The organism is Pseudorhodobacter sp. W20_MBD10_FR17 (genome assembly GCF_052119765.1).
In the GTDB taxonomy this organism is placed as follows: Bacteria; Pseudomonadota; Alphaproteobacteria; order Rhodobacterales; family Rhodobacteraceae; genus Pseudorhodobacter.
In genome coordinates this window covers 1-10,613 of the sequence record NZ_JBGQOQ010000062.1, presented here as the reverse complement: position 1 = coordinate 10,613, position 10,613 = coordinate 1, and the positions used below count along the sequence as shown (strand labels likewise).

The 10,613-nt window shown below is 54.2% G+C and carries 10 protein-coding genes and 4 pseudogenes; 8 read left to right on the top strand and 6 right to left on the bottom strand.

Annotated elements, in window-relative coordinates; translation table 11 throughout:
• The 3 genes and pseudogenes from ACEN2J_RS19800 to ACEN2J_RS19790 form a co-directional block, all read right to left on the bottom strand.
• A pseudogene (locus ACEN2J_RS19800) lies at positions 1–192 on the bottom strand (IS6 family transposase); the annotation flags it as partial.
• Positions 193–223: 31 nt separating this feature from the next.
• A complete protein-coding gene (locus ACEN2J_RS19795) occupies positions 224–472 on the bottom strand; it encodes a hypothetical protein (RefSeq protein WP_442108346.1) in 249 nt (82 codons plus the stop codon).
• Complete coding sequence (locus ACEN2J_RS19790; RefSeq protein ID WP_442108344.1) at positions 469–681, bottom strand: DUF2805 domain-containing protein; 213 nt, start codon at positions 679–681, stop codon at positions 469–471. The genes ACEN2J_RS19795 and ACEN2J_RS19790 overlap by 4 nt, the downstream gene beginning before the upstream one ends.
• A 292-nt stretch (positions 682–973) precedes the next feature.
• Between ACEN2J_RS19790 and ACEN2J_RS19785 the strand changes: the two genes are divergently transcribed.
• On the top strand, positions 974–1,336 hold the full coding sequence (locus ACEN2J_RS19785) for a hypothetical protein (protein ID WP_442108342.1): 363 nt from the start codon (positions 974–976) through the stop codon (positions 1,334–1,336).
• Positions 1,337–1,535: 199 nt separating this feature from the next.
• On the opposite strand, the gene ACEN2J_RS19780 is transcribed toward ACEN2J_RS19785, so the two are convergent.
• Positions 1,536–2,348 (bottom strand): hypothetical protein, encoded by an 813-nt coding sequence (locus ACEN2J_RS19780; protein WP_442108340.1) that lies wholly within the window; start codon positions 2,346–2,348, stop codon positions 1,536–1,538.
• 330 nt (positions 2,349–2,678) lie between these two features.
• Here ACEN2J_RS19780 and ACEN2J_RS19775 point away from each other — a divergent pair, with 330 nt between their 5' ends.
• Positions 2,679–4,589: a DUF4114 domain-containing protein gene (locus ACEN2J_RS19775; RefSeq protein ID WP_442108338.1), complete on the top strand. Its 1,911-nt coding sequence runs from the start codon at positions 2,679–2,681 to the stop codon at positions 4,587–4,589.
• A gap of 145 nt (positions 4,590–4,734) precedes the next feature.
• On the opposite strand, the pseudogene ACEN2J_RS19770 reads toward ACEN2J_RS19775, so the two are convergent.
• Positions 4,735–4,881 (bottom strand): annotated as a pseudogene (locus ACEN2J_RS19770) (IS6 family transposase); the annotation flags it as partial.
• A gap of 45 nt (positions 4,882–4,926) precedes the next feature.
• A pseudogene (locus ACEN2J_RS19765) lies at positions 4,927–5,196 on the bottom strand (Tn3 family transposase); the annotation flags it as partial.
• A gap of 1,063 nt (positions 5,197–6,259) precedes the next feature.
• Between ACEN2J_RS19765 and ACEN2J_RS19760 the strand changes: the two are divergent.
• The 6 genes and pseudogenes from ACEN2J_RS19760 to ACEN2J_RS19735 all read left to right on the top strand — a co-directional run bounded on the left by ACEN2J_RS19760 (position 6,260) and on the right by ACEN2J_RS19735 (position 10,317).
• Positions 6,260–7,003 (top strand): amino acid ABC transporter ATP-binding protein, encoded by a 744-nt coding sequence (locus tag ACEN2J_RS19760; protein WP_442108336.1) that lies wholly within the window; start codon positions 6,260–6,262, stop codon positions 7,001–7,003.
• A complete protein-coding gene (locus ACEN2J_RS19755; protein ID WP_442108334.1) occupies positions 7,004–7,816 on the top strand; it encodes an amino acid ABC transporter permease in 813 nt (270 codons plus the stop codon).
• A 31-nt stretch (positions 7,817–7,847) separates the two neighbouring features.
• Complete coding sequence (locus ACEN2J_RS19750; protein WP_442108332.1) at positions 7,848–8,690, top strand: transporter substrate-binding domain-containing protein; 843 nt, start codon at positions 7,848–7,850, stop codon at positions 8,688–8,690.
• A gap of 50 nt (positions 8,691–8,740) precedes the next feature.
• Entirely contained in the window at positions 8,741–9,571 is an 831-nt protein-coding gene (locus tag ACEN2J_RS19745; RefSeq protein WP_442108330.1) for an amino acid ABC transporter permease, read from the top strand.
• A 238-nt stretch (positions 9,572–9,809) separates the two neighbouring features.
• A pseudogene (locus ACEN2J_RS19740) lies at positions 9,810–9,923 on the top strand (IS5/IS1182 family transposase); the annotation flags it as partial.
• 16 nt (positions 9,924–9,939) lie between these two features.
• Positions 9,940–10,317 (top strand): hypothetical protein, encoded by a 378-nt coding sequence (locus ACEN2J_RS19735; RefSeq protein WP_442108329.1) that lies wholly within the window; start codon positions 9,940–9,942, stop codon positions 10,315–10,317.
• Positions 10,318–10,613: the final 296 nt, after the last annotated feature.

The following is a 10,613-nucleotide window of genomic DNA, read 5'->3' as shown; positions in this document are numbered from 1 at the left end:
CTCTGCGGCAAATATTGGGCCAAATCTGTTCCACCAAAACCGAACCGTTTCGTGGCTGATGTCGATGCCTCGCTCGTACAAAAGATCTTCCACATTCCGAAGCGAAAGTGGAAACCGAACATACATCATGACAGCCAAGCGGATGATCTCTGGGCTCGTCTTGAAGTAGCGAAAGGGGCTGCGTGTTGTCATACCGCGACGCTAATTGCTCTCCCTGCCCGCCTCAATAAGTTTTCCTCTGACAGTGCCTGGCCGACCGCAGATCGGTATGAATATCCAGCGTGCCTGCCGCCTTGTCAGCCGCGCGCAGGACGACCGTGCGAGCCTGCGGCCTGCGTTCCGGAGAAACAGTCGCCAATGTCGGGTGCCGGGCCGGGGCATGCCGGTCGTGAACACCGCGGGTCAGGCGTGCCCAGACCTCGGCATACAACAGCGACAGATCGCAGGCCCAGGGATGGGGGTCTGCCTTCATTTGTAAACCTCGCGCCGATCGGCAAAAGCGCGCACACGTCTGCGCCAGGCGCGGTAGCTGCCGGATTTCAGGTTTTGACGCATCAGTGCTTTTACCTGATCCGGACCAAGCCCATGCAGGGCACGGATCTGATCAAAGCTTATATGGTCGCTCAGCGCCATCTCAATGATTTCGCTGAGCGTTGATGGGTCAAGGAGTTCGCTTTTCATAGGCTTAAAGATGTCGTTGCCGCATCACAAGTCAAGCTCCCCGTGCTACTGGGGCCGCTCAGGCAGCATGAGACATCGGCCTTGATGCGCGGCGGAGTGGCGCTGTACAGTTTTGTCACCATCGAACACCTGCTGGAAGGACAGTTGGATTTCACAGCAATGAAGCCATATCTCGGATGCGGTCGTAAGCCCGTGTTCCGTCTTTGTGGTCGGTGACATGCGGCTCGAAGCGGAACTGGTTCTGCAAAATATACCCGATTGGCCCAACCCTAGCCCACCACTGGAAGACAAGATGCAGCGCAGTTTTGATTTGCCGCAAACAACCCACCTCGCACTTATCGAGCAGTATCTGCATCTTACGCGAACGGTCATGCCCGCACTCGCGCAAACCAGCAAACGCCACTGGCCGATTCGCAACGATCACTGCTTTCAGCGGATCGTACTTGACACAATCTGCGGCGGGGTGTGGTACGACCACATCGCCCGACCGGCGTATAGGCACCTCAGCCAAGCGCAGGCGGCGGAGGCCGTGCAGCTTTGCGATCAGATCATCGCAGAAGTGACTGATCTGAACGTGCTGAACGGACAGTCGCTGTCGTGGCGAGGCAAAGGCTCGGTAAAGAGCGCGGTCAGTTGCAAGCCGTGTCACCTGTGACTGAGAAGATTCTTTTGCACCGCAATCAGATGTGTTCGCAAACACTGCCGATAGGGTGACCGTATTGAAAAACCGTCATGCAAAGGGATGAATCCGCATTTCGTTTCGCATGACGTTCACCCGAAAGTTGCGCAACCGCCCGATACGATATGGCAGATTGTGCGGCTGCGCTTTTAGCCCACGACAAAAAGCGGAAAACTTACCCCAAGTGCCCAGGCAAGGATAATCCCCAGCCCCGCTGCCCCGGCACCACTTTGGCGCGCCACCCAGCGGCCACAGGATAAGAAAGAACAGACCGATAACCGGCAGGATGATCAGCACGAACAGCAGCCGCTCCAGATCCATGAACGCCGCCGCTGCCAGCGATGCCAGAAACATCAGCCGCGCCACCAACCGCCGCCAGCCGCCAGCCGCCGACCGACACCATGCAATCGGCCAGCATGAAGGGGACCGTCCCCACCATAAGCGCCGCAATGATCCCCAGCCGCTGCATCGTCGGCACGAACGACGCCGCGTACCGGTCGATAGCGAGGCCGAACACCGCCAGCCCCCAGACCACCAATGCCAATGCCGCGACCCAGACCACCCGGGGCAACGGCCAGACCTGCAGGATCGCCAGTTGTGCCGCGCCGTACAGCGCCAGATGGATCATCAGGTAATCCGCCACCAGCACCGGTAGAAACGGCCGATAGACAAACACGGCCACCAAAGGCACCACCACCGCAGGCAGCAGCACGGCGGCCCAGAACCGCCGCACCGAGACTTGTGGCGTGTGCCTTTGTGGCACCCCCACCGGCAAAAACCCCGCCAAAGGCCGGAACAGCACCACAATCCCCGCTAGCAGCAAGAGAATCCACAACCCCGGCTTCACAACCGGCCCCGTGCTTTCCCGCCCGAAGGCCGCATCAAGCCAGTTGCGCGCCTCTCGCAATCCAGTGCCGCTGTAGAGCACGCCCACATGTTCGACGCCGGGTGCCACGACCACGCGGCGCGTCACATCCACGGCGGTCACCGTTGCGCCCTCGATCGCTGCCCTCTTCGCAGGCCGGGTCTTTCGAGTTGAAGTTGAGAAACTTCGTCTCTGGGGAGCGTTCATTTGAGTAACAGGCTGTTCATAACGACCGAACAGCTTGGCAATACCTAGATTTCAGTTGATCGGCTCACGGAATGGAAAACCTGAAATCTTCAACTACCCGGATGGATAGATCCGGCCTCCAAACGGACTAGCCGAACTATTCGTCAGGGCGTGCTCCTGTCCAGTTGCGCCCCAACCTATCCCTCTGTCGCGTAGATTTGTTGAGCTTTTCTCTGTAAAACAACATCATAAGCAAGCCAGAAGGCATTGCAGAGCGCCTTAAATCGTTCATTGACACGAAGGAATTTAGATGTGGTGACGACAACTGTTTACACGAACCCGATTAACGGCACCCAGCTAAATGACGTCCTTTCCGGGACTGCTGCGAACGACCTTGTCAAAGCAGGTGCTGGCAGCGACACCGTAACGGGTGGCGCAGGCAACGATCATCTGATCGGCGACGTTGTTGATCAACAAATCTTCAAAACAGATTTGATCACAACTGCGACTGACGGCCCAATGACTGTCACGTTCGAATCCGAAGGCGCTGGCTACCTCAATACAATCGGTGTCTACAAAGTTGACGTCAATGGCAATTTTTCAGACGTCGAATTGCTTTGGAAAAATGCGTCGCTTGCAGGTTCAGGCGGAAATTTGATCGCGGGCAAGTCGACCATGAGCTATGATGTGAATGCTGGCGATAAGGTTGGATTTTTCCTTGTCGCTGAAGGTTATTCTCTGAACAATCTTGATAAGATGGACGATGGCACATTCTCCTTTATCGACTCAAAGGGCAATGTTGGATCGATCTATTCCGTCGGCAGCACGTTGGTTCACACCTCGACCACAGGCGTCGTGACCAAACTTGCCGGTAGAATCTATCACACAGCTGCTTTTGACGATCTGGCAAAACTGAACGCAGACGGCAAAGAGCACACTGTTGGGTTGATGCAGGGCAATGACGGGACCATCAAAATCGGTTTCGAAGACCTCTACAATGGCGGTGACCTTGATTTTGATGATGCCATTATCAAAATCGACATCGGTCAGGCTGCTGTCGATATTTTGAACGCGCATTATAGCACGGTTCTGCAAGAAGCAACGGAAGACATGTATATCAACTCGGCCTCGATGTTGACCCGCTCAACAACGACCAATGCCGCTGCTGACCGTATGTCGGGCAATCTTGGCGCTGACTGGCTGGAAGGCATGCAGGGCAATGACCTGTTGGCGGGCGACAGCGTCGGCGCCGAGTGGCAGTTGGTGGGTGGGCATTGGGTATTCAATGAAGCCGCGATTATAAAGAATAGCAACTATGTGTTTGACGATAGTGCTGACACCATCGACGGTGGAACGGGTGATGATGTGCTGTTGGGTGGCCACGGCGATGACAAGCTGTATGGTGGCGATGGCGCTGATACGCTGAACGCGAGCCAAGGAAATGACACTGCTGACGGCGGCGCCGGCAACGACACGATCAACCTGGAAGACGGCAACGACTTCGGATTTGGCGGCCTGGGTGCGGACACGATCAACGCAGGCGACGGCAACGATGTCGTCTATGGCGGTGACGGCAATGATGCACTGCGCGGTGGCAACGGCGACGATCAGCTGTTCGGCGAGGCTGGATCTGACGAAATCAACGGCGGCGCAGGTGCTGATCTTGTTGATGGCGGCGCGGGTGCGGACAACCTGTTCGGCAACGACGGCGATGACATGCTTCTGGGCGGCGAAGGCAACGACACTCTGGACGGTGGAAACAACAACGACAAACTCGACGGCGGCGCAGGCAACGACTTGCTGCTTGGTGGCACTGGGTCAGACACACTGTCTGGTGGTGCCGGCGAAGATAAACTGGTCGGCGGCTTGGGGAGCGACACCATTGAAGGTGGTGCCGGAAACGACAACCTGTGGGGTGGTTCTTGGAGCGCAGACAAAGCCGCAGATGTGTTCGTATTCACCATTGGAAGCGGCCGCGACACAGTTCAAGACTTTGAAAAAGGTTTGGACCTGATCGATGTTTCAGCATTCTACACCGATTTTACGGGAATTGTCGAACATGCGGTCAACCTTGGCTGGGCTGTCGAGCTGAACTTCGGAGACATCGGTAGCAATGACTGTGCGGTGATCAAATCGTGCTCTCTGTCTGATTTGACCGCTGACATGTTCATTTTCTAAAGAGTTTGATTGGTAGCTTTGTTAAACGTGAGTGCATGGCCAGAAACTGATCTGATGGATCGATTTCTGGCATTTGCGTATCATGACCCTGCCAGGTATTGCCAAGTTGTTGTCGATCGCTTGTGAAGCATTGGAAAAGGCAGGGCTATGCCGCCAATTCGGCGGTGTAATCGGCCCAGAGGCTGAACGCATCACTGCGGGCGTGGCGGTATGAGATTGGGGTGAGTTGATAGCGTCGGGGACGGAAAATCAGGTTGATTTGGTCATGCGCAGACAGAAACCTCTGAGCTTGGGGTCGAATACCGGTGAGTGCAAAATGACACCCTAAGATTTTTGGTTATTGTTTTGGCCACCTGTATTCGCCCGTGAGGAGGATATGTGCCCATCCGAGGGGTGAGGTATGCGCCAGAAGATCTGGGGAGCAGTTGAGGGCGCCGCGTTTTCGTGAGGCGACGGCTTCTCCGAGATGTTTGGTGTTCCAGTAAATGACATTGGCGGCAAGGAGGTTGAGGCCAGCCATGCGGAAATGCTGCCCTTCGGCGGTGCGGTCGCGGATTTCACCTTGGCGACCGATACGCAGGGCGTTTTTCAGCGCATGGTGAGCCTCTAGCCTTTTGCTCAAAATTAGGGGTGCCGCTCATCCATGCACATTCCCAAAACCGTCGTTTTTGGGAGGTAATTCTGATGCTGTTAGACCTTTAATGGAACGCGGCTGGAGCTCATCCAAAGAAGCGTTCTTTTAGCCAACTCATGAATGACAAAGCCCTTAGAAAAAACAGCGCGGCAAAAGACACTGAGCCAATGACAAAAATTATTATAGTCAATGTTGAAGGCGTCTGTTGCAACAGGTTACCAAAAAAACAGAGCCAAAAAAAACGCACACAGCAGTGACGGCAAGTAAGTTTTTGAGTTTTGTCATAGGAACCATTTTGTCAAATTTCGAACACCGATACAACTACATCAAAGACTAGGAACGAAACCTTGAGCATCTCCCAAAAACCCTGGTTTTTGGAACGCACTCAAACTACCTCAATTTATGCTGCCACAAACCCCATTCCAAAACCAAGCAGTTATTTAACGTTTTTGGCGATGTTGCGACAGCAGCCATTCGCTGCGAAGCAGAAATCTGGCACTTTGGGCTGATGCTGTTGAAAAACTCTCCCCCGCGAAAATTCCCTCGAAAAATTGGAAAGCCGTTCTCACCAAGCGCCAAATTGCAAACGTTGCTCGCAGAAGGTCGCCGTGGAAGGAAGATATTCTGCCAATCTGGTCCGTTCGCTCGAAGTTGTGAGTTTTTCAACAGCATCGGCTCTGAGCCGCCCTTCGCTGCGGTCAATGCCCGCTTTTTCTATGCTGCAATTGCAAACGAGTAAGCAGCCACGATAAGAGCCGACATTCATGCGAGTTCGAAACGGGATTTATACCTACACTGCCGCAAGGCGGCTCAGAGCCCATTTTGACGAGTGCTGCACTTATTTCGGATGTCGGCTTTCGCGGCGGTTTACTCGGGAAGCAATGCTGTTGCATTATATTGGAATCGTAACTGCACTGGGTTTTGGAAGCGCGCCAGCACGAGCGTGGTTGGATTGCAATTTATATTTGTCCAAATAATAGCTTGTCCGCTGGCCCTTTGACTTTAAGTAGCTGATCGTAATGGAGAGTACCTAAAAATGCCACAACCGCCCATCATCTTGTGCGAGTACATCAGCAAATCATTCGGTGATTTCCAAGCTTTGACAGATGTAAGTTTGACAGTTCGGCAGGGTGAGCGTGTTGTGGTCTGTGGCCCATCCGGTTCTGGCAAATCGACACTTATTCGTTGTTTCAATGGTCTGGAATCTCATGATCGCGGGCAGTTGACCGTCGATAATGTCGTTCTTACGGCTGATAGCCCGCATATCAGGCAGCTGCGCCAGAATGTTGGTATGGTGTTTCAACAATTCAACCTGTTTCCGCATCTGAGCGTGCTCGAAAATCTGATCATCGGCCCGATGAAGGTGCGCAAGCTGAGCCGCCAAAACGCCGAAGCCACAGCACGCAAATACCTCGAAAGGGTCCGTATTCCAGAACAAGCCGACAAGCGCCCCGCACAACTTTCGGGCGGGCAGCAACAACGAGTCGCAATCGCGCGTGCGCTGAGCATGGAGCCCAAGGTGATGCTGTTTGACGAGCCGACATCAGCGCTTGACCCCGAGATGATCAGCGAAGTGCTGGATGTCATGGTGGAACTGGCGCAAACGGGCATGACGATGGTCGTCGTCACCCACGAGATGGGCTTTGCCCGTAAGGTCGCCGATACGATGGTGTTTATGGAAGCGGGGCGCATCGTCGAAGTCTCGCCACCCCAGACGTTTTTCACAAACCCCGAAAGCGCGCGGGCGCGTCTGTTTCTTGACCAGATTCTGGAGCATTAAATGAGGTCCGTCGCGCGCCTTTATTCGCTAAACCGTGTGCTGAATGCCACGCCGGTTGCGGTAGCGATTTATCTGGTCGTGGTGGCTGCAATCGCTTGGTTGTCCTACAGCGGCGCCCAGCAGATGGGCTATAACTGGCAGTGGTATCAGGTGCCAAAATACATCTACACCTTTACCGATGACGGGTTTCAGGCAGGCGAGATCCTGACTGGGCTTTGGGCAACGATTATTCTCTCCTTAGCGTCATTTACCTTGGCCACAGTTTTGGGCCTTGGTGTGGCGCTGCTGCGTCTGTCGGGGTTGGTCGTCGGGACCGGCGTGGCCATCGGCTATCTGGAATTTATCCGCAACATCCCGCTGCTGGTTCTGCTGTATCTATTCTATTATGTGCTTGGTCCCGTGTTCGGGATTGATCGCTGGATCGCGGCAATGTTGACGCTTGGTGTTTTCCACTCCGCCCTGATTTCCGAGATTTTTCGTGCGGGCATCAACTCTGTCGCAGCAGGGCAATGGGAGGCCGCGGCCGCCATCGGCATGAGCCGTATGCAAGCCTATCGCTATATAATTCTGCCCCAGTCGGTGCGCTTTATGCTGCCACCTCTGACAGGTGAGGTGGTTCACCTGATCAAATCATCCGCCATCGTCAGCGTTATCGCCGTGGCGGAGCTGACGACAGTCGGGCGCAACATCATCTCTGATACCTACATGAGCTTTGAGATATGGTTCACCGTCGCGGCCGCCTATCTGGCCCTGACCCTCGTTCTGTCGTTCGGCGTCTCGCTGCTGGAACGTCGGTTTCAACCCACCAACTGACGAAAACCCAAACAAGGAAGAAACTATGTCTATGACACGCAGAAAAATTATGTCCAACACGCTTGGACTGGCGTTTGCCGCCCTGACGAGCACGGTCTTTGCGCTACCCGCCATGGCCCAGACTGCCACACAATCGCTCAGCTCTGAATCGGTGATCGAGCAAATCAAACAAGACGGCGTCATCCGCATCGGCCTGTCGATCTTTACGCCGTGGTCCATGCGTGATTTGAACGGTGAATTGGTCGGTTTTGAACTCGACGTGGGTCGCGCTTTGGCCGAAGATATGGGCGTAGATGTTGAATTCGTACCAACCGCATGGGACGGTATTATCCCCCAGTTGGTCTCGGGCGACTTCGACGTCATCATCTCTGGAATGTCAATCACGCCCGCACGTAACCTGACAGTCAACTTCACCAACCCTTACGCCTATTCCGGTCTGACCATTCTGGCCAACACCGCAATGACCGAGGGTTTTACGCTGGAAGACTACAATAGCCCCGACGTGACGTTCGCGGCGCGGCGCGGCGGCACACCCGCGACCACTATCGCACAGCTCTTCCCCGAGGCGACGCTGCTGCTGTTTGACGAGGACGGTGCGGCGACGCAGGAAGTGCTCAACGGTAATGCCCACGCCAACATGCAAGCAGAACCAACCCCATCGATCGAGGTGCGCCGCTATCCCGATGTTCTGTCGGTCCCGTTCGACCAGACGTTCCTTGCCACTGGCGAAGGCTTTGCCATCCGCAAAGGTGACGCCGACGCGCTCAACTTCTTCAATAACTGGATCGCAGTACGTCACGCCAGCGGTTGGTTGAAAGAGCGAAATGACTACTGGTTCAAAGGCAGCGACTGGGAAGATCAAGTCACGCGGTAAGGGCCGCTGTACGCATCAAAGTGTTAAAACGCCTCAATTGGCTTGACTGGTTGATCCTTGCCGTACTGGCGGGGATCACGACCTATATCGCTGTGCGCATGCAAGGTGCTCTCAACTACGACTGGCGCTGGGAGTTGATCCCCGACTACATCCTGCGCTACCGCGAAGATCGGCAGGAATGGTTCGCCAATTTGTTGCTGCAAGGTCTGTTTGCGACGATCCGCATCAGCATTTACGCCAGTGTTCTTGCGCTGATCCTTGGTACACTTTTGGGTGTGGCGCGCTGTTCGGAAAACCTGACCGTGCGGTTGCTCGCAAGGACCTATCTTGAACTCCTGCGCAATATTCCCCCGGTCGTGATCATTTTTATCTTCTTCTTTTTTCTGTCCCAACAACTGATCGACGCGCTGAACCTGAACGCCTGGTCGCGTGACATCGCGCGCGGCGACAATGCAGCCATTTGGGAATTCTTCTTTGGCGATATGCGCCGCTTTCCCTCTCTAATTTCAGGCGTGATCGTCTTGGCCATGTTTGAAGCTGCTTTCGTCGGCGAGATCGTACGCGCAGGCATCCAATCTGTTCCCGACGGCCAGCGCGAAGCGGCGCGCGCAGTGGGCATGAACCGTATTCAGGAAATGCGCTATATCGTCATGCCACAAGCCCTCCGCAAAGTGGTGCCCCCGATGGCAAACCAGTTTATCAGCCTGATCAAAGACAGCTCCATCATCTCGCTGATTTCAGTGCAGGAACTGACATATAAGACTGTGGAGCTTGTCGCCTCGACACGCCTTATTTTCGAAGCGTGGCTGACGACAGCAGCCTTCTATTTTATCCTGTGCTTTGGACTTTCGTTGTTGTTTCGCAAGCTGGAAAAATTCTGATCGACCGTCCAGTTCGCGTGTGAAATTACACAACCTTATTTTGACAGCTCAGAGCAGATGCTGACTCATGCTAAAACAAGATATCAGTATGCCTTCAGGAAATAGGGAAAAGAACCGATTTTCGCAGGAGCTGTTTTCCAAAAGGAGCCATTGGCGCGGCTTTGTTGCACAAATCGTGCCCCGAGGATTCACTACATGAATCCAGCGTGATAGCTAATGTCCATGAGCAGCTGGACCCCCTACGAATTACAAGACCAAAAATTGGTCCCACTATAATTGAGCCCTGAAGCAGCGTGGTTCGCTGTCGATCTGGTTTGACGCGGAGATGACATGGGAGGCGAAGCCGTCAGGTCATAATCGAGTCTCTCATGGTCATGGTCATGGTCATGGTAAGAACTGACTCCAAGCAGTTCTTCGAGCAAGTCTCGCCAACAAACAATGGCGAAAACCCATATGCGATAATCCCCATGCTTCATCACATATCTGCTGAACAGTTTGTGGCTGATTGGCTGAGCTCCCTGAACGAGAATTGGCGAAATAACTACTACGCAATTGAAAACCGCTACTCGCATGGAAGTCTAAAGCGAGACCTTGCAGCTGAAGAGGATTGGGCATTTGAAATTTATCAAATCCTCACTCGTCATGCCGACGCAGCAGAGGATTTTCGTTCTCCATGGATCCGTCGTGCGATCCCCAAAGTTCTGATAGAGCTTGCTCATGAGAGACGCGCGGCCGCTGAACAATAGTCGCCCGTGTCACGTTTGGTCGCTGAGAAAGGGCGATCAAGCCAGAGCAAATCGGTGACAAAATTGGAAACGACCAAGGTCTTCTTTGGGAAGCTGCACCGCAGCGTCGGGACAAACGGTCAACGGCAGCACTGGGCCGGAAGTGCTGAATACTGCTTCACCGTAAGGTCCTAGCGCCTAAATACATGGTCCTGACATCGTGCAAGTAAGACACCGTTGGGGGTCTTTGCACTTGAAGTTACCCACAAGTCGTGTGGCAAATTGATTCACCCACAAGATTTGGTCTTGCTCCAGAA

What these genes read in the sequence shown, in the direction of transcription:
- ACEN2J_RS19795 (WP_442108346.1), bottom strand. Translation starts at nt 472, where the DNA reads ATGAAGGCAGACCCCCATCCCTGGGCCTGCGATCTGTCGCTGTTGTAT.
- ACEN2J_RS19790 (WP_442108344.1), bottom strand. Translation starts at nt 681, where the DNA reads ATGAAAAGCGAACTCCTTGACCCATCAACGCTCAGCGAAATCATTGAG.
- ACEN2J_RS19785 (WP_442108342.1), top strand. Translation starts at nt 974, where the DNA reads ATGCAGCGCAGTTTTGATTTGCCGCAAACAACCCACCTCGCACTTATC.
- ACEN2J_RS19760 (WP_442108336.1), top strand. Translation starts at nt 6,260, where the DNA reads ATGCCACAACCGCCCATCATCTTGTGCGAGTACATCAGCAAATCATTC.
- ACEN2J_RS19755 (WP_442108334.1), top strand. Translation starts at nt 7,004, where the DNA reads ATGAGGTCCGTCGCGCGCCTTTATTCGCTAAACCGTGTGCTGAATGCC.
- ACEN2J_RS19750 (WP_442108332.1), top strand. Translation starts at nt 7,848, where the DNA reads ATGACACGCAGAAAAATTATGTCCAACACGCTTGGACTGGCGTTTGCC.
- ACEN2J_RS19735 (WP_442108329.1), top strand. Translation starts at nt 9,940, where the DNA reads ATGGTCATGGTCATGGTCATGGTAAGAACTGACTCCAAGCAGTTCTTC.